This is a genomic window from Sphingomonas panni (assembly GCF_022664435.1).
Classification (GTDB): domain Bacteria; phylum Pseudomonadota; class Alphaproteobacteria; order Sphingomonadales; family Sphingomonadaceae; genus Sphingomonas; species Sphingomonas panni.
This window is the reverse complement of sequence record NZ_JAKREU010000002.1, coordinates 218,395-239,357: the sequence shown is the minus strand read 5'-3', so window position 1 is coordinate 239,357 and position 20,963 is coordinate 218,395. Positions and strand designations below refer to the sequence as shown.

General features: G+C 66.3%; 18 protein-coding genes. 7 read left to right on the top strand and 11 right to left on the bottom strand.

Features of this window, described 5'->3' with window-relative positions; all coding sequences use genetic code 11:
• Positions 1-28 precede the first annotated feature (28 nt).
• From MF609_RS05840 to MF609_RS05815, 6 genes are all read left to right on the top strand, one after another.
• Complete coding sequence (locus MF609_RS05840) at positions 29-1,594, top strand: NADH-quinone oxidoreductase subunit M (protein ID WP_242415359.1); 1,566 nt, start codon at positions 29-31, stop codon at positions 1,592-1,594.
• Positions 1,594-3,039 (top strand): NADH-quinone oxidoreductase subunit NuoN, encoded by a 1,446-nt coding sequence (gene nuoN, locus MF609_RS05835; RefSeq protein WP_242415358.1) that lies wholly within the window; start codon positions 1,594-1,596, stop codon positions 3,037-3,039. The genes MF609_RS05840 and nuoN overlap by 1 nt, the downstream gene beginning before the upstream one ends.
• Positions 3,006-3,737, top strand: a complete 732-nt coding sequence (locus tag MF609_RS05830; protein WP_340689025.1) for a biotin--[acetyl-CoA-carboxylase] ligase — start codon at positions 3,006-3,008, stop codon at positions 3,735-3,737. Before nuoN ends, MF609_RS05830 begins: the two co-directional genes overlap by 34 nt.
• Positions 3,738-3,839: 102 nt before the next feature.
• Positions 3,840-4,628, top strand: a complete 789-nt coding sequence (locus MF609_RS05825) for a type III pantothenate kinase (RefSeq protein ID WP_242415357.1) — start codon at positions 3,840-3,842, stop codon at positions 4,626-4,628.
• A 48-nt stretch (positions 4,629-4,676) separates the two neighbouring features.
• Entirely contained in the window at positions 4,677-6,317 is a 1,641-nt protein-coding gene (locus tag MF609_RS05820) for a ribonuclease J (RefSeq protein ID WP_242415356.1), read from the top strand.
• 5 nt (positions 6,318-6,322) lie between these two features.
• Positions 6,323-6,583: a DUF1467 family protein gene (locus tag MF609_RS05815; protein WP_242415355.1), complete on the top strand. Its 261-nt coding sequence runs from the start codon at positions 6,323-6,325 to the stop codon at positions 6,581-6,583.
• A 178-nt stretch (positions 6,584-6,761) separates the two neighbouring features.
• Here the strand turns inward: MF609_RS05815 and MF609_RS05810 are convergent, their stop codons facing one another.
• Positions 6,762-9,047: a coiled-coil domain-containing protein gene (locus MF609_RS05810; protein WP_242415354.1), complete on the bottom strand. Its 2,286-nt coding sequence runs from the start codon at positions 9,045-9,047 to the stop codon at positions 6,762-6,764.
• 79 nt (positions 9,048-9,126) lie between these two features.
• On the opposite strand from MF609_RS05810, the gene MF609_RS05805 reads away from it, so the two are divergent.
• Positions 9,127-9,417, top strand: a complete 291-nt coding sequence (locus tag MF609_RS05805; RefSeq protein ID WP_242415353.1) for an Hpt domain-containing protein — start codon at positions 9,127-9,129, stop codon at positions 9,415-9,417.
• On the opposite strand, the gene MF609_RS05800 is transcribed toward MF609_RS05805, so the two are convergent.
• From MF609_RS05800 to MF609_RS05755, 10 genes are all read right to left on the bottom strand, one after another.
• Entirely contained in the window at positions 9,418-10,596 is a 1,179-nt protein-coding gene (locus tag MF609_RS05800; protein WP_242415352.1) for a vWA domain-containing protein, read from the bottom strand.
• Positions 10,597-10,606: 10 nt separating this feature from the next.
• Positions 10,607-11,959 (bottom strand): hypothetical protein, encoded by a 1,353-nt coding sequence (locus MF609_RS05795; protein ID WP_242415351.1) that lies wholly within the window; start codon positions 11,957-11,959, stop codon positions 10,607-10,609.
• 54 nt (positions 11,960-12,013) lie between these two features.
• Positions 12,014-12,556: a CHAP domain-containing protein gene (locus MF609_RS05790; RefSeq protein WP_242415350.1), complete on the bottom strand. Its 543-nt coding sequence runs from the start codon at positions 12,554-12,556 to the stop codon at positions 12,014-12,016.
• Positions 12,557-12,659: 103 nt separating this feature from the next.
• Complete coding sequence (locus tag MF609_RS05785) at positions 12,660-13,505, bottom strand: AAA family ATPase (RefSeq protein WP_242415611.1); 846 nt, start codon at positions 13,503-13,505, stop codon at positions 12,660-12,662.
• Between the two features lie 48 nt (positions 13,506-13,553).
• The gene (locus MF609_RS05780) at positions 13,554-14,018 is read right to left on the bottom strand and encodes an FAD-dependent oxidoreductase (RefSeq protein WP_242415349.1); all 465 of its coding nucleotides are present in this window, start codon (positions 14,016-14,018) and stop codon (positions 13,554-13,556) included.
• Between the two features lie 9 nt (positions 14,019-14,027).
• Entirely contained in the window at positions 14,028-14,762 is a 735-nt protein-coding gene (locus MF609_RS05775) for an FAD-dependent oxidoreductase (protein WP_242415348.1), read from the bottom strand.
• Between the two features lie 144 nt (positions 14,763-14,906).
• Positions 14,907-15,635, bottom strand: a complete 729-nt coding sequence (locus MF609_RS05770; protein WP_242415347.1) for a GntR family transcriptional regulator — start codon at positions 15,633-15,635, stop codon at positions 14,907-14,909.
• Entirely contained in the window at positions 15,635-16,516 is an 882-nt protein-coding gene (locus MF609_RS05765) for an N-acetylmuramic acid 6-phosphate etherase (protein WP_242415346.1), read from the bottom strand. The genes MF609_RS05770 and MF609_RS05765 overlap by 1 nt, the downstream gene beginning before the upstream one ends.
• A complete protein-coding gene (locus MF609_RS05760; RefSeq protein ID WP_242415345.1) occupies positions 16,513-18,084 on the bottom strand; it encodes a sodium:solute symporter family transporter in 1,572 nt (523 codons plus the stop codon). The genes MF609_RS05765 and MF609_RS05760 overlap by 4 nt, the downstream gene beginning before the upstream one ends.
• Positions 18,085-18,089: 5 nt before the next feature.
• On the bottom strand, positions 18,090-20,837 hold the full coding sequence (locus tag MF609_RS05755; RefSeq protein ID WP_242415344.1) for a TonB-dependent receptor plug domain-containing protein: 2,748 nt from the start codon (positions 20,835-20,837) through the stop codon (positions 18,090-18,092).
• Positions 20,838-20,963: the final 126 nt, after the last annotated feature.

Sequence of the window (20,963 nt, the reverse complement as noted above, 5' to 3'; positions counted from 1 at the left end):
TCAAGCAATTGGTTCGGGGGAATAACTCGTGAACGGCTTCCCGATCCTGTCGGTGATGCTGCTGGTGCCGGCAGTCGCAGCGATGCTGTGCCTGTTCGTATCGGCGAATGGAGCGCGCTGGACGGCGCTGATCGCTACGCTGGTCAATCTCGCGCTGGGCGTATTGCTCTGGGCGAACTACGATATCGGCGGCGCGCAGTGGCAGTTCGTCGAGGCGCCGGCGCTGGGCAACTTCGGCGTGTTCCGCTACGCGCTCGGCATCGACGGCTTTGCCCTGATGCTGATCATGCTCAGCGTATTTCTGATGCCGATCTGCATCGGTGCGTCGTGGAAGTCGGTTACCAATCGCGTTCCCGAATATATGGCGCTGTTCCTGACCGTCGAAGTGCTGATGATCGGCACCTTCGCCGCGCAGGACCTGCTGCTGTTCTATGTGTTCTTCGAAGCCGGCCTGATTCCGATGTACCTCATCATCGGCATCTGGGGCGGGGCGAACCGTATCTACGCGTCGTACAAGTTCTTCCTGTACACGCTGCTCGGCTCGCTGCTCATGCTGATCGCGATGATCTACATGATCCAGACGGCGGGTACGTCCGACATCCCGACGCTGATGGCCTATGACTTCCCGGCACATGTCCAGACGTGGCTGTGGCTCGCATTCTTCGCGTCGTTTGCGGTGAAGATGCCGATGTGGCCGGTCCACACCTGGCTGCCCGACGCCCACGTGCAGGCACCGACGGCGGGTTCTGTCATCCTGGCCGGCGTGTTGCTGAAGCTCGGCGGATACGGCTTCCTGCGCTTCTCGATCCCGATGTTCCCGGAGGCGTCGGGGCAGCTTACCTGGCTGATCCTTACCCTATCGGCGATCGCGGTCGTCTACACCTCGCTGGTCGCGCTGGTGCAGTCGGACATGAAGAAGCTGATCGCCTATTCGTCGGTCGCGCACATGGCGATCGTGACCATCGGCCTGTTTGCTTTCAACCAGCAGGGCATCGAAGGCGCGATGATCGTGATGCTTAGCCACGGGCTGGTGTCGGGCGCATTGTTCCTGTGCGTTGGCATCATCTACGACCGGCTGCATACGCGTGAGATCGCGCGCTATGGTGGTCTCGCGATCAACATGCCCCGCTATGCCGTATTCTTCCTGCTGTTCACCATGGCGTCGATCGGCCTGCCGGGTACCTCGGGGTTCGTCGGCGAATTCCTCAGCCTTGCCGGCACCTATCGTGTGTCGACCTGGGCGGCGCTGATCTGCACCACGGGCATCATTCTGGGTGCGGCCTATTCGCTGTATCTCTATCGCCGCATTGCGCTGGGCGATCTGGTGCATGACGATGTGAAGGCGATGCCTGACGTGTCGATGCGCGAACTGGCGCTGCTGGCTCCGATTGCCGCGGTCGTGTTGTGGATGGGTGTCTACCCTGAGAGCTTCATGGCGCCGATGCGCAAGGACGTCGGCTTGCTGGTCGCGCGGATCGAGCGGGCTACGCCGGTATCGGATTCACGGCCGACCCCGGGCAATCCGGCGGCGGCAGCGGCAAAGGCCGCGGAACATGAAACGGGTGCGGCTGCGGCGCACGGGGAATCGCACTGATGAGCTACGCCGAACAACTTTCGATGACGCTGCCCGAGCTGGTGCTGGCGGTCGGGGCGATCGTCCTGATGCTGGTATCGGCCTGGGGGAAGCAGGCGGCTGCGCGCGGCGTCAGCATCGCAGCAGTCTTCGTGCTAGCCGGGGCGGGTGTGGCGCTGATCGGTAACGGATCGTCGGGCGGTACCGCGTTCGATGGCATGTACCGTGCCGATGCCTTTGCGGCGTTCGCCAAGGTGTTGATCTATATCGCATCGGCAGTCGCGATCATCATTGCGCCGCGCTTCTTCGAGCGCACCAGCGGCGACGATCTGAAGCCCGAATATCCGGTGCTGATCCTGCTGTCGGCATGCGGCATGGGCATGATGGTGTCGGCCTCCGACCTGCTGCTGCTGTATGTCGGTCTCGAACTGCAGAGCCTTGCCGCTTACGTTCTCGCCAGCTTCATGCGTCGCGATACGCGTTCGGCAGAGGCCGGTCTGAAGTATTTCGTGCTGGGCGCGCTGGCGTCGGGCATCCTGCTCTACGGTGTCAGCCTGGTGTACGGCTTTGCCGGTACCACGTTGTTCAGCGACATCGCAGTCGCTTATGCCGGCCCGCGCAATATGGGCCTGCTGTTCGGGCTGGTGTTCGTGTTCGCAGGATTCGCCTTCAAGCTGGCGGCAGTGCCGTTCCACATGTGGACCCCCGACGTCTATGAAGGCGCGCCGACCCCGGTCACTGCCTTCTTCGCTTCGGCACCGAAGGTCGCGGCGATGGCCATGGCGCTGCGCGTGGCGGTAGAGGCGATGGGGCCTGCCGTCCTCGAATGGCGTCAGATCGTGATCTTCGCCGCGCTCGCTTCGATCATCCTCGGGGCGGTCGGCGCGATCGGGCAGAAGAACATCAAGCGCCTGCTGGCCTATTCGTCGATCAACAATGTCGGCTTCGCGCTGATCGGTCTTGTCGCCGGTTCGGCGCAGGGGGTGGCGGGCGTGCTGTTCTACCTCGCCGTCTACATCGTGATGACGCTGGGGTCGTTCCTGATCGTCCTGCAGATGCGCGACGAGAATGGCCAACCGGTCGAGACCGTCGCAAGCCTTGCGGGGCTGTCGCGGACGCGTCCGGCACTGGCCTTCGCGCTCATGATCTTCATGTTCTCGCTCGCCGGCATCCCGCCGCTGTTCGGTTTCTGGGCCAAGTACGCCGTGTTCGAAGCAGCGGTGCAGGCGGGCCTGTTGTCGCTGGCGGTGATCGGTATCGCAGCTTCGACGATCGGTGCGTTTTATTATCTGCGCGTCGTCAAGACGATGTACTTCGACGAACCGGCCCCGGCCTTCGGTCGTGAACCGGCGCTGGTCGAGGGCGGGTTGACGCTTGCGGCCGCCATCGTGATCTCGCCGGTCAGCCTTTTCCTGATCGCGCCGTTGTCGGCCTGGTCGCTGACGGCCGCGCGGGCGCTGTTCTGACGATCCGGGTCGTCGGCGAGACCGGGTCGACCAATGCCGACCTGCTCGCCGCCGCTGATGCGGGTGCGAAGGAAGGCGTCTGGCTACGTGCGGAACGCCAAAGCGCGGGACGCGGGCGGGTAGGGCGACCCTGGGCCGATGGCGCTGGCAATCTCTTTGCCAGCACCGTCGTCCGTCTCCGGCCCGCCGATCCCGCCGCGCCGACCTTGACCCTCGTCGCCGCCGTTGCACTGTCGGAGGCAGTCGAGACCTTCGCGCCGGGACTGGCAACGATAAAATGGCCTAACGACCTGTTGATCGGGCGGGCGAAATTGTCGGGTATTCTGCTCGAGCGGGGTAGTGCGGACGCGCTGGTCATCGGCTTTGGCGTCAACCTCGCCACGCACCCCGACCTGGCGGATCGTCCGACGACCAGTCTTGCCGAGCACGGTGTGGTAGTGACCCCGGCCGCCTTGCTCGATGTGCTGCGGGAAAAGTTTGCACTCTGGTTGTCGCGTTGGCGCGACGGCGATCTGCCCGGGATCCGGGACGCGTGGGAGGCATCAGCCCACCCGCGCGGGACGATGCTCCGGGTTCGGTTGCCGGATGGCGGCGAGATGGAAGGCGCGTTCGACGGATTGGACGCCGGAGGGGCGCTCCGGCTGCTCGACCGGGATGGCCGAGTGACGCTGATCCATGCCGGTGACGTCTTTGCTTGATCGCAGTCGTCGTGCCGTCGGTCGCGGCCGGCGCTTGTGGTTCGGCTGCACAGGCTCTACCGCAGGACAAAGCGTGCCGTGGCGGCATGGCGAGGAAATTCGATGCTGCTAGCGATCGACGCCGGCAATACCAATATCGTGTTCGCGCTGGTCGATGGTGACGCCATCGTTGCGCGTTGGCGCATTGCGACCGATCCGCGCCGCACTGCCGACGAATATGCGGTATGGCTCAGCCAATTGCTGGCGCTCGACGGACGGGATCGTTCCATCGTTACCGGCGTCATCATCGGGACGGTGGTGCCGCGCGCGCTCCACAATCTCGAAGTGCTGGCGATCAAGTATTTCGCGGTCGAGGCGCTGGTCGCGGGGCGCGGGGCCGCCGCGTTCGGCATCGCGCTGGACGTAGAGGAGCCGCACGCCGTCGGTGCCGACCGCGCACTGAACGCGATTGCCGCGCATGCGGCGCATCCCGGCGACCTGATCGTCGTCGACTTCGGCACGGCTGCGACGTTCGATGTCGTGGACTATTCCGGGGCCTATAAGGGCGGGATCATCGCGCCGGGCATCAACCTGTCGCTCGACGCGCTGGTGACGGCGGCGGCGAAGCTTCCGCGCATCGCGATCGAGGCTCCGCTGTCGACCAGCGTTATCGGGCGCAATACCGCCGACCAGATGCATATCGGCATCTATTGGGGCTATATCGCGATGATCGAGGGGCTGGTCGCGCGGATGAAGGCGGAGATCGGCCGCCCCGTCCGCGTGATCGCCACTGGCGGTCTGGCGATTCTCTTCGAGAAACATACGCAGGTGTTCGACCATGTCGAACAGGACCTGACCATCACGGGACTGGCGATGCTGTGGCGCCGCACCCATATCACTACAGCAACGTAACGAAGCAAACCGAACCCGCGAATGGGCGCGGGCATTGAAAGAAATTGAGTGACACCTAAGAAAGAACTGCTCTTTGTCGCGCTCGGCGGATCGGGCGAAATCGGAATGAACGTCAACCTGTACGGCACCGCCGGCAAGTGGTTGATGATCGATTGCGGCGTGACCTTCGCCGATCCGGCCTATCCGGGCATCGACGTGATGCTGCCCGACCTCCAGTTCATCGAGGAACGCGGCGACCAGCTGCTCGGCATCGTCATCACGCACGGCCATGAAGATCATATCGGGGCGCTGCCCTATCTGGCGGCCGACCTGGGCGTGCCGATCTATGCCACGCCGTTCACGGCAGGCCTGATCCGCGGCAAGCTGGACGAGGAAGGCATTGCCGACCGCGTGAAGCTGAAAATCGTGCAGCTCGGTGGCGACGTGAATGTCGGCCCGTTCGGGGTCAAGTTCGTGCCGATGGCGCATTCGATCCCCGAATCCACCTCGCTCGTGATTTCGACGCCGCACGGCAATGTGTTCCACTCGGGCGACTGGAAGCTCGATCCGCAGCCGATGGTGGCGACCCCGGCTACGCCGGCGGAGCTTACCGCGATCGGCGACGACGGCATCCTCGCGCTGGTGTGCGATTCGACCAACGTCTTCAACACCGAAGCGTCCGGATCCGAGGCGGATGTGCGCAAGGGGCTGTTCGAACAGATCGCGTCCGCCAAGGGGCGGCGGGTGATGGTCACCAGCTTTGCGTCCAACGCGGCGCGGCTCCACACGCTGGGCGAAGTCGCGCGCGACACCAACCGCAAGGTGTGCGTTGCGGGCCGCTCGCTCGACCGCATCCTGAAGGTCGCCAAGGCGACGGGGTATCTGAAGGATTTCCCGCAGACCGTCGATTTCGACACCGCAATGCGCCTGCCGCGCGAGCAGGTGCTCATCATCGCAACCGGCGGACAGGGCGAGCAGCGTGCGGCACTGGCCCGTATCGCCAACCGCGAACATCAGCTGAGCCTCGAGGCTGGCGATCGGGTCATCTTCTCGTCGAAGCAGATCCCGGGCAACGAAGTCGCGATCGGCCGCATCCAGAACCAGCTGGCGGCAGCCGGCATCGAGATGATCACCGACCGGCAGGCGCACGTCCATGTGTCGGGCCATCCGGGTCGACCGGAATTGGCCAAGCTCTATGGCTGGCTGCGGCCGAAGGTGCTGATGCCGGTGCATGGCGAGATGCGCCACCTGATGGAACATGCCCGTTTCGGCCTGTCGCAGGGGATCAAGCAGACGCTGGTGCAGACCAATGGCGACATCGTCCGCCTGGCACCGGGCAATCCGGTAAAGGTCGGCAACGCCGCCGTGGGACGTCTCGCTCTCGACGGTGACGTGATCCTGCCGGCCGATGGAACGACGATCAACGAACGGCGCAAGCTGGCCGCCTATGGTCATATGTCGGTTGCGGTGGCGATCGATCGGCGTGGGCAACTGATCGGCGATCCCCAGATCCGGGTGCAGGGCGTTCCGGTCGAGGAAGACCGCGAACCCTTCCTCGACGAAGCGGTCGATGCGGCGGCGGAAGCGGTGGCGTTGAAGGGGCGTGAGCGTTCCAAGCTGCCCGAGGCGATCCGCCTCGCGGTGCGTCGCGTCGCCACGCGCTGGACCGGCAAGAAGCCGGTCGTCGACGTCCTCATCATTCCGGCCTGACGCGCATGGCGTGGCAGTCGGCGCTGGCGATCTACCTGCTCTTCTGGGTGTTCGCCATGTTCCTGGTCCTGCCGTTCGGGGTTCGCACGACGCATGAAGCGGGCGAACCCCCGGTGCCAGGACAGGCCGACAGCGCACCGGCCGGATTCAGCTTCGGCCGGATGGCGTGGCGGACGACGATCGTCGCGACCGCTCTGTTCGCACTGTTCTACCTGAACTTCGTGTTCGGGTGGGTGACGGCCGACATGCTGGATTTCTATCGGTAACGTTGGTTGCGGGGCATTGCTTGTCTTGCGCCGTGCGCTTTCATCTCTCGGTCCGTTTGCTTCGAGCTTGTCGAGAATCGTAGTCGAGAAGGCATTGTCCCCGCGATAAGCTTCTCGAAGGACGCTTCTCGACAGGCTCGAAGCTGCTTGAACCGAACGCTAGGGCTTTGGGATTGGCTTAGCTGCGCAACCGCTCGATCGCCTGCGCGAGCACCACGTACAGCTTGCCCATATCCGACGACAGCAACGTCACGCCCATCGGCGATCCGTCGCGGAGCGTCAGGATGTGGCGCAGCATCGCTTCGAAATCATGGATGTAGCGGTTGACCTGGTCGCGGAAGCCGTCATCCTGATCGTATAGCAGCGCGATGTCGCGGGCCTGCGCGCCGTCGATCAGCCGGACGGCACGGCGGGTGAAAACGCCCCGATCGCCCTTGAGATAGGCTGCCCAGGCCGTGTCCGATACGTCGGTCGACAGCGACCGGGCGATGTCGATCGCGGCGGAGTTCATTGCCTCTATCAGTAGCGAAACGCGGCGTGAGAACTGATCGCTGTCCGCTGCCTCACGTTCCGCCCGCGCTGCGGCGATGCGGTCGTCCAGTTGCTTGCTGGTGTCGGCGATGTCGAGCATCTGGCGCGACAGCCGTTCCGATGCCTCGATCGCGGAGGCGACCGCATGATTGGCGATGGCCGACAGTTCGGCGACCTGCGACGTCACGGCATTGTCTACCGCGTTGGCCAGCGCGCGGGCGCCCTGCGTCTCGAGGTCGCGGGCGGCGTCGGGAAGAACCTTGGCCAGCGTGTCGCGCGCCTGCTGACTGGCGGCTTCCGCCGTGTCGCGGATACGCAGCATCGCCTCCGACAGGCGCGGTGCGGCATCTTCGGCGAAGCGGACGGTGGTGGCGATGGTATCGTCGACGATGGTGCGCACGCCCTCGATCCGTTCGGCCCCTCGGTCGAGCGTATCGAGCAGCGACTGCTGCACCGTCGACAGCGTATCGCGCTGCATCGCGACCACCCCGGCAATCGCCTCGATCGCGTCATGGGTGCTTTCTGCGGCGGTGACCAGCGCCAGCAATTCGGGCTTCGATCCCGCAACCACGGCGCGGCTGTCGGCGATCCGGGCGTCGAGCCGGTCGAGCGCGCCTGGCAGTGTCTCATCCATTTCGCGTGCGGCGGAATCCAGCGCGGTCAGCACCTCTTCGGCGGTCGCGATCACCCGGCGCGCGGTATCATCGCCATTGGCGAGCGCCTCGGCCAGCGCGTCGGCGACCTGCGTCAGTGCGCCGACCGACCCGGCCACCGCCTGCGCGCGTTCGACGCCTGTAACCCGCAACCGGTCGAAACGGTCGTCGACCCCGGACAATCCGTCGTTGAGCAGGGCAAGCAGCGCTTCGCTATCGCGGCGGCGTTCGTCGAGCTGCGCGGCGAGGCTGCGGATCGATCCGTCGATCTCGGCGACGCGGGTGGCGAGCAACTCCGCGCCCTCGCGGCCGGCACGCTCGATTGCAGAACCGTTCGCTTCGATCATGGCGATGGTTGCGTCACCCTGCGCGGTGATCGCCTTGCGCGATTCGTCGATCGCGGCGGCGGCGCGCTCCAGCACGGCGTCGATCGCACCGGACATGCTGGCGATGACGCTTTCCAGCCGGGCGCCCGCACTTTCGCTGGTCGCTTCCATGCGGTTCATGTGCGCCGCCAGCCGCTGGGCGGCGCCACCGGCCAGGTCGTCGGCCTCGTGCGAGCGCTGCGCGACGCCGGCCAATTGCGCGTCGAGTGCTGCGACCCGTTCGCTGGCGGTCAGGCCGGTCGCGTCGAGCAGCGCCGCCAGCTCAGCCGTTTCGGCATGGGCCCGGGGCAGGGTGGCGAGGACCGTCGACAGACGCTGTTCGGTGGTCTGGCTCATCCGGTCGAGCGCGGCGGTGGTTTCGCCGATCGCGGCGATCTGTTGTCGCATGTCGGCGCTGATCCCGCGCAGCCGGTCGGTCGCGGCATCGCCCAGCAGCATCAACGACGCGCTCTGTTCCACTACTTCGGCGCGCGATTCGGCGAGTGTCCGCCGGACCGATTCCAGTACCTGTTCCAGCGCGAACGCCTCCGCCCGCATCGATTGCGCGGTGGCGGCGAAGCGGCGCGCCTCGCCGCGGCTCGTCCGGCGCAGCAACAGCCATCCGATGCCTAGCAGTATCGGCGGCACGCACAGCGCGGCGATGAACGACGTGATGCCGACCGGGCCGAGTGCCGGCAGGGAGGGGGCGCTCCATGCGATCATCCCGCCGATCCACACGAGGACGGCCATGCCGGCAAGGGTAGGGCCGATCCAGTTGCGGCGTATGGGTTCGGCTTCGGGGAAGGCCTCCGCCAACCAGTGTTGCGTGTCGTCGAATACGGCGTCGCGCGCCGTGAACCCGTCGTCGGCGTCGTGGCGATGCTGATGCAGCCCGGTGATCGAACCCCCGTTCATGGCCGGGGTCTAACACGATCGGAACGGGAGCGACAGTCGCGTAACGAACGGTTAACCCCGTTCACGCTATTCGGGTGGCATGGCTTATGATCCCGGTGCGATCGATGCGGCATTGGCGGCGGCAGTTGGCGACGAGCCGCAGCTGATCGCCGAGCTGCGCGGGGCGTTCATCGACAGCGCGCGCCGCGTGCTGACCGTGATGGAAAGCGCGACCGGCGAGCAATGGGCCGGGGCGGCATTCCGCCTGAAAGGACTTGCCGCCAGTTTCGGGGCAGTCCGGTTGATGACGCTGGCGTCGGAGGCGGCGCTGGCCCCGGTCGGCGACCCGGCGACGCTCAGGCGCCTGCACCGGGCGATCGATCGCCTCTGATCAACGGCGGCGCGATAACTCGCGGATCGCCGATTCGAGTCCTTCGAGCGTCAGCGGATACATGCGGTCGGCCAGCAGGTCGCGGATGAGGCGGGTCGAATGGGTCCATTCCCAACGCGCCTGCGGTGCCGGATTGATCCAGACGGCCGACCGCCATTGCGCAGTCAGCCGTTGCAGCCAGACCGCGCCCGCCTCTTCGTTATGATGCTCGACCGATCCGCCGGGCTGGACGATCTCATAGGGGCTCATCGCCGCATCGCCGACGACCACCACGCGATAGTCGGGGCCATAGGTCCGCAGCAGATCGGTCGTCTGGATCTGCTCGGCGAAGCGGCGGCGATTGTCGCGCCAAACCCCTTCGTAGATGCAGTTGTGGAAATAGAAGAATTCGAGGTGACGGAATTCGGCGGTAGCGGCCGAGAACAGTTCCTCCACCTGTTCGACGAACGGGTCCATCGAACCGCCGACATCGAGGAACAGCAACAGCTTCACCGCATTGCGCCGCGCCGGCCGCATCGCGACGTCGAGCCAGCCGCGTCGCGCGGTGTCGGCGATGGTCGCGTCGAGGTCTAGTTCGTCGGCCAGCCCTTCGCGGGCGAAGCGGCGCAGGCGGCGCAACGCGACCTTGAGATTGCGAGTACCGAGTTCGCGGTCCTGGTCGAGATTGCGAAACTCGCGCTTCTCCCAGACCTTTACCGCGCGGCGATGGCGGCTTTCGCCGCCGATGCGGATGCCTTCGGGGTTGTAGCCGCCGTGGCCGAACGGGCTGGTCCCACCGGTCCCGATCCATTTCGATCCGCCATGATGTGCCGAGTCCTGCTCGGCCAGCCGCTGACGCAGTTTCTCCATCAACGCGTCCCAGTCGCCGGTCGGGTCGATCGCCGCCATTTGTTCGGGCGTCAGATAGCGTTCGGCAACGGCGCGCAGCCAGTCGGTGGGAATTGCGACCGGATCGACGCCGGCCGGGGCCGTGATGCCGCCGAACACCTCGCCAAAAGCGCGGTCGAACCGGTCGACCATCGCCTCGTCCTTGACGAAGGTCGCGCGAGCGAGGTGGTAGAAGGCGTCGAGCGTCGGGTCGATGACGCCCCGGTCGATCGCGTCGATCAGGACGAGATGTTCGCGGATGCCGACCGACAGGCCGGTGCGACGCAGCGCTTCGACGAACGAATGAAACATGAGCGGGAGGTTAGCGCAGGGCTGCGTACAGGCGCCAGTGCGTTCCCGACAGCCCGGCAGGGTCGCCGCGTGCGACTTCCCGATACGCCCTGCCGCACCAGCGGGGTTCTGCCGGAAAGGCGGCGTCGCCGTCGCGTTCGACGAAATGGAAGCGTGCAGGCAGGCAGGGGGTTTCGGCAAGGGTGAGCGGATAATGCTGCGACTGGGCGGCGGCGGTCAGGATCGCGCTGGACCGGGCATAGTCGAGCGATACGACCGCCCCGCGGGGGCTGATGCGGGCGAGCGTCGCGACTGCCCGGCCGGGATCGCCGCGCCGGTTGCGGATCAGGGCGCTGTCATGGATTGCGGCGTTTACCACGAAGACGACCGCAACAGCGCTCGCCACGAAACGGGCGCGCGGCCGTTGCCAGGCCAGCGGCAGGGTTGTCGCCACGAACAGTAGCACCGGGGGTACGACGACGGCATAGTAGCGCGCCGCGCCGCTGTTCGGCATCGCCAGCGCTGCAAACAGGAGGGGCAGTGCGCAGGCGATCGCCGCCAGCAGCGTCAATCGTTCGCGTATGTTCCAAAGGGCCGGGACGAGCAGGAACAGGACGATTACCGGGCCGGCCATGCCGTCGACCAGCTGCGCCATCGCGGTCAGCCATTTGGCCCAGTCGTGCGGCTCCCGATTGCCGATGTGGAATCCCCCGCCGGCGGTCGCTGCCCACCATCCGAGCGCGACCAGCAGTACGGCCACCATTGCAGCCGGCGCCAACAGCGCGACGGTATCGGTCAGGCCGCGTCGCCATCCCGATCGGCGAACCCGTTCGGCCGCAACCCAGAGGGCGAGGATCGACAGGCCGAACAGCATCGTCGCCTGCGCAAGGCAACCGACCAAGGCGGCAATCGCCAGCGCGGTCGCCGGCTTGCGCGTTGCGGGATCGCCCAGCCAGTGGTCGGCGATGGCGATGGCGCACACCAGGGCGAACAGCATCGGGGCATAGCCCCGCGCCTCCGCACCATAGGTCAGCAGGAACGGGGCAAGGGAGAAGGCGATAGCGGCGAGGATCGCCGGGGCCGGTCCGCGTCGCGCGGCGACAACTGCGGCGACCGGGATGGTCGCCGTCCCGCTGACGATCGACAGCGCGCGCTGGATCATGGGCGGTGCGTCCGGCCCCACCAGTTGCAGCCAGAGCGTATTGAGATGGTGGTTATTGTCGTGGTTGATCGCGAACAACACGCCCGCCGGCGTTGCGACCTCCTGCGCGAAGACCGCAGACCATGCCTCGTCCAGCCATAGCCCGCCACGTGCCGCGAGGCAGCGCAGCAGCAGCCCGGCCAGCGTCATGCCGGCGATCCAGCCCCAATGTCCCCGCGTCATGCCCACCCCATGGGCCGCGGGTCTAGCCCGGAAAACGGGCGACCGTCACGCCCCTCAACGGGCGTAGGCGTCGATCAGCGATCCGACATAGTCGGGAGTCGCGCTGCTGAGTTCGGTTGCGGGGCGAGGGCCGTAGATGAAGCCATGAGTCGGATAGACCGAGCTGCCCAGTCCCTGCGAATCACGGTACCAGACCTTCACCTGCGTCCAGTCGCCCTTGGCCGACACGTCGAACACGGTCACGTCCTGTTCGACCCCGCCGCGCACGCCGTTGATCCGCGACCAGTTGGCATGGGTCACCATCGCCACACGCGGTTCGACCACCCGGCTGATGACGAGGACGTGGCCGAAGGGCAGGCGGGACGTCTTGGCGAAGGTCAGCACCGCACCGACGCGCGGGGTATGGCCGCGCGGGTAGCGGCCCTCGGCCTGGTCCCACCAGGTCCAGGCATCGCCGTATATCTCGACCCCCGACGCCTCGCGCGCGAAGGGTACGCATTGCCCGACATAATCGAGCAACGAACGCGCCCCGAGCGGGAAGCTGGCGGCACCGGCGAAGACGAGGAGCAACAGGCCCCGGACAAGCGAACCGAACATGGCCGCGATAGTGCGGTCGATTTGGTCACCGTTCGGTTGGCGGTCATGGTTAACAAAGGGTTGGCGCCACGATCCGTCGACTCTTCGCAACGTCCTGTCGCGATCAGCCGCCCGTGCGCCGGTGGAGAAAGGCGAGACGTTCGAACAGCATCACATCGGCCTCGTTCTTCAGCAGCGCGCCATGAAGCGGGGGGATCGCCTTGCTCGGATCGTGCGAAGCCAGCACGTCCAGCGGCATGTCATCGTGCAGCAGCAGTTTCAGCCAGTCGATCAGTTCGCTGGTCGACGGCTTCTTCTTGAGGCCCGGCGTGTCGCGGACGGCAAAGAACAGGTCGAGTGCGCGGTTGACCAGCAGTCGCTGTATCCCCGGAAAATGCACGTCGAGGATCGCCTGCATCGTCTCGCGGTCGGGGAAGCGGATATAGTGGAAGAAGCAGCGGCGCAGGAACGCGTCGGGCAGTTCCTTTTCGTTGTTCGACGTGATGACCACGATCGGCCGTTCGCGCGCGGTCACCCGTTCGCCGGTTTCGTACACGTCGAACGCCATGCGATCGAGTTCGTGGAGCAGGTCGTTGGGGAATTCGATATCCGCCTTGTCGATCTCGTCGATCAGCAGGACCGGCAGGGTCGGGCTGACGAACGCCTCCCATAATTTGCCCCGGCGGATATAGTTGGCGATGTCGTGGACGCGCGGGTCGCCGAGCTGCCCGTCGCGCAGCCGCGCCACTGCGTCATATTCGTACAGTCCCTGCTGGGCGCGGGTCGTCGATTTCACATTCCATTCGATCAGCGGCGCGCCGACCGCGCGCGCGATCTCCTGCGCTAGAACCGTCTTGCCGGTGCCGGGTTCGCCCTTCACCAGCAGCGGCCGGCGCAGGGTGACCGCCGCGTTGACCGCGACCTTCAGGTCGTCGGTCGCGACATATTCCTCGGTTCCCTCGAAACGCATCTTTGGTGTCGTCATGCCCGCGACGATAGGCGGGGACGGGCGCGGGCGCTAGGTCCCGGCAAGGGACAGCGGCCGCAACGGATTGCCGATCAGGCCGCTGACCATCGCCGCTTGGATGCGGGTCGCCGGCCACAGCATCGACAGCGGTCCGACGATCCGGTCGCGGAAGAACGGCAGGAGACGGCTGTCGGATTGATAGACCGGCGTGAACAGCGCGGTCAGGCTTTGATAGAGACGGACATGTCGCCGCCGCATCGCGACCGCGCGAGCCAGCGCGGTCGCAACGTCCGGTGCCTGCCGCAGCGCCTGCGCCAGTGCCCACGCGTCAAGCAGCGCCATATTGGCCCCCTGGCCCAATTGCGGGCTGGCCGAATGCCAAGCGTCGCCGATATGGATCATGCCTGTCTCTGCCGGGGTGCGCAGCGTGCGATGGGCATAGCGGGCGAAGGTCAGTTGCTCAGCCGAGTGGATCTGGTCGAGCAGCGGCTGCGTCGCTGGCCATAGCGCAGCCACCTCCGCCTTCTATGCGTCGACGCCGGCCGCTTTCCACGCGTCCAGCCGGTCGGCGCGCAACGACCAGAACAGGGCCGCCTGTCGCCGCTGCCCGCCGGGGAAGCGCCCCACCGGCAGCACGCCAACCATCACGCTCGCCCGGCGATAGCGTTGCTCCAGCGCGGCGGGGTCGAATCCGGACTCGTCGGGCCAGTCGAGCGTGCCCCAAAGCGCGCCATAGGCAAGCGCACGGCCGCAGGGCGGCGCGAGCGGGGCGCGGGTACCGAGTGCGTCGATGATCAGGTCGAACGGCCCGATGCGGCGTCCGCCGTCGAGCAACAGCGTGCGACGGTCGGCAGTGGACGGCTCGCTGCCGATCACGGCACAGCCGGTTTCGACGGCAATGGCTTCGGCCGCGACCGCATCGTGCAACAGCGCGAACAGCGCGGCGCGATGGACCCCGACCCCGAACCCGGCACGCTTGCCGAGCGCAGAGTAGCGCACGTCCAGCACCACCCGCCCGGTACTGCCGGCCTCGCCATGCAGCCGATCGATCCGCGCGCCATGGGCGAGCAGCGGATCGCCCAGCCCCAGCTCGCGCAGGACCGCAAAGCCGGTGGGCTGGATCATCAGCCCCGATCCCACCGGGCGCGGCGCATCGAACCGGTCGAACAGGGTGACATGGTGGCCGTCACGATGGAGCAGCAGCGCGGTGGCAAGGCCGGCCGGACCGCATCCGGCAATCGCGATGGTCAGACGCTGCATCGCGTCAGCCTAGCGCGCCATCGACCGATTGGGGAGCCTGGAGCCTGGCAACGATCGACATTCAGCACCCATCGTCATCTCTGCCTACGCGGGAGCGACGGTGGGCGTGGAGCGGTTGTCCGGAGAGCGAAATGCAGGTCGGCTCTAGACCTCGTTCAGCTCGGTCACGAACTCATAGCGATCGCCGCGATAGACCGAGCGGGTGAACTCGACGACCCGCCCGTCGGACAGGCGGGTGCAACGTTCGATGCGCAGTACCTCCGACTGTTGCTCGATCGACAATATGCCGGCTTCCGTCGCAGTGGCGAGCGAGGCGCGCACCCGCTGCGTCCCGCCCACCGGGCGAAAGCCGTGTGCCTCCAGCGCTTCGTAGAGGGAGTCCTCCAGCCGGGCGAGGTCGGGCATGAACTCGGCCGGCACGACGGCATGTTCGATCGCCAGCGGATCGCCTCCGGACAGCCGCACCCGCCCCAGTCGCGCGACGCGGGTATCGGGCGCGACCTCCAGCGCGGCGGCCTCCTCCTCGGTCGGAAGGGCATAGCTCTTGTAGATCCACACCACGCCCGGCGCTTCGCCACGCAGGCGGGCGTCGTCGCTGAAGCTGGTCAGCCGGCTGCCCCGCGCTTCGATCCGGGGGGCGACGAAGGTGCCCGACCCCTGTTTGCGGACGACGATGCCTTCGTCGATCAGCTGCTGAATGCCCTTGCGCACCGTCACGCGCGACAGGCCGGCCATCTCGCTCAGGTCGCGTTCGGACGGGAGGGCACCGCCCGGGCCGATGCCGCCGTCGCTGATATGGTCGCGCAGGCTCCGGGCGAGCTGGAGGTAGAGCGGCGTGTCCTCGTCGCCGCTGGGCCACGCGATCTGGCGCATCACTCGGCCGCCGCGATGGCGGCATCCAGCCGGCCGTGATGCGTGTCGAGCAACGCCGCCGCAGCAGCGGGTTCCAGTCCGCGCGCGATCAGCACCGCCCGACGAATGTCGTTGCCGCCGCGTTCCAGCGCATCGGCGGCGGCATCCGGTTCGACCCCTGTCAGGTCCTGCACCATCGCGCGTGCTCGGCGCAGCAGCTTGGCGTTCGACACCCGCATCGCGACCATGCGTCCGTCATAGATCAGGCCGAGGCGGATCATGATCGAGGTCGACAGCAGGTTCAGCGCCGCCTTTTGCGCGGTGCCGGCCTTCATTCGAGTCGATCCTGCGATGATCTCGCTGCCGGTCGCGGCCACGACGACATGCTCGGCAGTTTGCGTCAGCGGGGTCGCGGGGTTGTTGGCAATGCCGATGGTCAGCGCGCCTGCCGCCCGTGCCGCCTTGATCGCGGCGACGGTGAAGGGGGTACGCCCGCTTGCCGCCACGCCGATCATCACGTCCTGCGAACCGATCGCGGCGGCGGCGACCTCGGCACGGGCGGCATCGGCATCGTCCTCCGCGCCTTCCCGTGCACGGGTGAGGGCATCGGCTCCGCCGGCCATCAGGAACAGCATCCGCTCCGCCGGCCAGCCGAAGGTCGGGTGTAGTTCGGTCCCGTCCTGCACCGCCAGCCGGCCCGACGTGCCCGCGCCGACGAAGACCAGTCGTCCGCCGGTTTCCAGCCGCCTGGCGGCGGCGTCGGCAGCGGCGGCAAGGGCGGCGGTCTGCGTCTGGAGCGCGGCGATGGCAGCCATCTGTCCCTCTAGCATCGCTTCGACCGCGTAATGCGTCGGCCAATGTTCGACGCCCTGATAGCGGGGGTCCAGCGTTTCGGTGTTCATGCGTGACGTCCGTCCGGTTGGCCGCGCCCCGCCACCCCCGCCGGAGCGGCGCAGACGAGGAACGCGACGAAAGTGCCGATGCACAGCTGAAAGGGAAAGGCGAGGCCGGTGAGCGCGTCCGGCAGGTTTAGCGCGTGGGCGATGCCGGGTTGCAGCACCACGATCACCGCAAAGCCGACCAGCAGCGCTGCGACCACCGAGTTCGTGGTGCCGCGCTTAGTGAACAATGCGGTGAAGTACACGCCGAGTAGTCCGGCATAGGTGAACACCATCACCTGCAACGCGAACTCCAACAGGCCCATGCTGCTATGCCGCTGCCAGTAATAGGAGGCGATCGCCATCACGAGCATGGCGAAGCCGATTACCCCCATGCCCGCGCGGCCGGCGGTTACATAATGATGCTCCGCCACCGCGCCCCGCCGCTCGCGCCACGGGCGGTAGAAATCCTGCACCAGCACCGACGACATGGCGTTCAATGCCGAATTGGTCGTCGCGACGGCGGCGGCGCAGATGCCGATCGTCACTAGTCCGCGCAAACCGCCCGGTAGCTGGGTCAGGATATAGTGCATGAAGATGCTGATCTTCTCGCCCCCGAATGCCTGCCCGGCGGTTGCAGCGGCACCGCCCATCAGGTCGGGCCGGTTATAGAAGATATGGAGTAACAATCCGATGACGATGAATAGCCCCACCGTCGGGATCGTCGCGAATACCGAGAGGTACAGACCTTTGGCGCCGGTCCTCGCATCCTTGCACGCCAGCAGCCGCTGGGTCGTATCCTGGTCCATCCCGGCATTGGCGATGTAGAGGAGCGTGAGACCGGTCACGATCGCCAGTAGCGAGAAAGGCCGCGACAGGTCGATCGAGAAGTCGAACAACCTCAGCTTGTCGACTCCGCCCGGTGCGTTGCGCAGCGCGTCGATGATCGCATCGTTTGATGCCGGGATCGACAGACGCAGGAACACCAGCACCGCGATTGCCGATCCCAGATACACGATGAACTGGATCAGGTCGTTCCACAGGACCGACTTCAGCCCACCGACAAAGGTGAACAAGACGCTCGCCACCACCAGCAGCGCGGCGGCGATCAATATGCCTGTCGCATCGACCGATCCGGTGATGACCATGGCGAGCGCGATCGCCGCCAGATACACCCGCGCCCCTCCGGCAAAGACACGCCCGACAAGGAACATGCCGCCCGCCCAGCGGGTCGCGCGGATGCCGAAGCGCATCGTCAGCAGCTCATACGCCGTCGTCGCGCGGATGGCGTAGAAACGCGGGATCATCACATGTGCGACGAACATCGCGCCCAGCAACCCGCCAAGGTTGCCGGTCAGATAGGTCAGGTCCGCCCCATAGCCATAATCCGGCCCGCCGAGGAACGTCGCCGCGGACTGCGTCGCCGACAGCACCGACACCGCCGCCAGCCATGCCGGCACATTGCCACCGGCGAGGAAATAGTCATGCGCCGACGCGGTGTTGCGGGGGGTGAAGATCCACCCCCCGGCAATCAGCAGCAACAGATAGGCGGCGATGACCAGCCAGTCGGCCAGCGAAAAGGGCAGATGCATCGCGCTTACATCTTGGCCGTCAGCGTGAACCCGATGGTGCGGCCGAGAATGTCATAGGTGTCGGGGAAGGTGTTGAAGACCCCGCCCGCCGACACGCGCGGCGGACGCCGGTCGAGCAGGTTGTAGACGCCCGCGCTCATCGTGATCGCCGGCGTGAAGTCGCGCGACGCCGACAGGTCGAACGTGTCCTGCGCACCGATCGTCTCGGTCGATCCGGCCGCGCTCGACTTCACCGCGCCGATCCGCTGCCAGTCGAACTGGATCACGCCATGGTCGAACAGGATGCCCATGCCGGCAGTGTGACGATAATCGGGCTGGACCAATGTCGTGCCGTCGCTCGAACAGGTTGCACCGAACGTGCCCTTGCACTGGACCGCGGTCACCGTCGGGTTGGCCTGGATCAGGTAGGAGGTGACGATATTGCCCTGATAGCTGGCCCGCAGTCCGACGCCGTTCATCCATTCCGGGCGCAGCGTATAGCTGGCCGCGACGTCCAGACCGCGCTGGAGCAACCGGCCGAGATTCTGGTTGTTGACGAATGCATCCTTGAACGTTCCGTTGGCGTTGCGCGTCACCAGATTGCACAGCGGATTGCCCGCCGTCGGATTGGTGATGTAGCAGCTGGTGATCGCCGCAATCGGCTGGATCACGCCCACCGCGCCGCGCAGGTCCAGTTCATACCAGTCGACCGTCGCGTTGAGGCCCGGCAGGAAGGTCGGGGTCAGCACGCCGCCGATCGTCTTGGTAAAGCCGGTTTCGGGCTGGATATCCGGGTTGCCGCCATAGAAATAGTTGCCGGTCAGGTAATTGGCGGCGGTCGAATTGGCCGATCCTTGCGCCGGTGCGCCCAGCCGGTCGCATTGCGCCCGGTTGCCGGTGCCGATGACGCACGGATCGCCGCCATAGCGCGGCTTCAATCGATCGACCGTCACGAGGCTGCTGAACGGCAGCGACGAGGTGCTGGCGGCGAACTCCCCGAAATTTGGGGTACGCAGTACGCGCTGATAGGTGCCACGCAGCCGCAGATTGCGGTCGACTGCCCAGTTCGCCTCGACCTTCCACGTCCCGTGCGTGCCGAACAGGTCGTAATCGGACAGGCGATAGGCGCCGCCTATGTCGAACTGGCGGATGAACGGCGTGTTGTGGATCAGCGGTACGCGCAGCTCGCCGTACAGCTCCTTCACGTCGAACGCGCCGGTATAGGCCGCCTGCACGCCCTGCCGATAGGTGTTGCCTGACAGCAGCGCGCTATCCTGCTGGATGCTCGCCGTCTCGCGCCGATATTCGACACCAGCCGCAAAGCCGATCGCGCCGGCGGGCAGGGTGAACATATCGTCCAGCGTCCCGCTGACCGTCGCGGCGGTCACGAACTGGTCGCGCTTGCGGTTGAACCCGTTGATCGGGCTGCCCAATGCGGCGGCAATGCCCGGCCGGTTGGGACCGAAGATGTCGACCGTGTTGACGATCGACGCGAAGTTGTTGGCGCCGCTGGCATTCGCGACCAGCCCGTCGCCGCCGATCAGCGAATTTTCGACCGACCGGCCATACTGGGCATAGATATTCCACTGGAGCGCGCCCGTCAGCGGCCCGCGCAGCCCCGACTGCAGCTGCAACGTATCGCGTTCGGTGCGATAGGTGATAAGCCCCAGCTCGGCCAGCGAGCGGCTGACATTCACCTGCGCCACGCCGTTCACGAAGGTCAGCTGGCTGCGGATCGCATCGGTCAGGAACGGGTTGGCCGCGTTGATGCCGACCGTGCGGCTGACGCTGGCCGGCTGCGCACCGGGGGTGCCGGTCTCTTCGGTGCGGGCATTGGTGAACATCGCGCGGCCGTAAATCTCGACCGCCGGGGTAATTTCATATTTGTACAGCGCGGCCAGGTTGATGCGCTTCAGCGGCGATACCAGCGGATAGCTGCCCGAAATGTTCGACGTTGCCGATGGTGCGGTGGTGAACGCGCCGGCATCGGTGAAGCCGAACCGCCGGCCGCTCGCGACATCTGTGAACACGCCGCCGACGCTGGGAATGGTCTGGTTCGGCGTCGCCGCCCAGTCGCGCTGGCGGGCGAGGATGCCGTCACGCTGGGTGTAGTCGGCCGCAAAGACCAGATTGCCACGGTCACCGACGCCGAGGCCCAGCATCACCGACCCACCATATTGCGCGCCACTCCGCACCGACAGGCGGCTGGCGGCGGTCCCGCGCACCCCTTCGAATTCGTCGTTCAGGATGAAGTTCACGACGCCCGCGACCGCATCCGCGCCGTACACGGCGGCGGCACCGCCGGTCAGCACGTCGACCCGCTTGATGAGTGAGGCCGGGATGGCGTTGACGTCGACCGAGTTGCGAAAGCTGAACGGCGCGGCGCGTGTCCCATCGATCAGTACCAGCGACCGGCTCTGCCCGAAATTGCGCAGTTCCAGCACCTGCGCGCCGAACGCATCACTGCCTTGCGACCCCTGTCGCACACCGCCCGACAGCTGCGGCAGCTTGGTCGAGAAATCCTCGATCGTCAGCGCCGACTGCAAGCGAATCTGCTGTTCACTGGTCGAAGCGACCGGGCTGCTCGACACCAGCCCCGGCGTCGAGATGCGCGTGCCGGTCACGACGATCTCGCCGTCACCCTGCGCGTCGTCGGCGGCGGTCGCGCTGTCGGTCGGGGCAGGGGCCGTCTGCGCCATCGCCACCCCGGGCAACGGCACCAGTGCCATGGCCAGCGCCGCCAGCGCGGTCGAATGCCGGAACGATGATGCCATGTTCTGCTCCCAGTTTCGCACCGCCGACTCTTCCGGGCGATGTCCCTCCGCGCGTCGCGGCCAAACGGGAGTATGTATACCTGTCGCGTTTCTGTAAAGGGGTGGTATCAATATGGTATCTGTTGG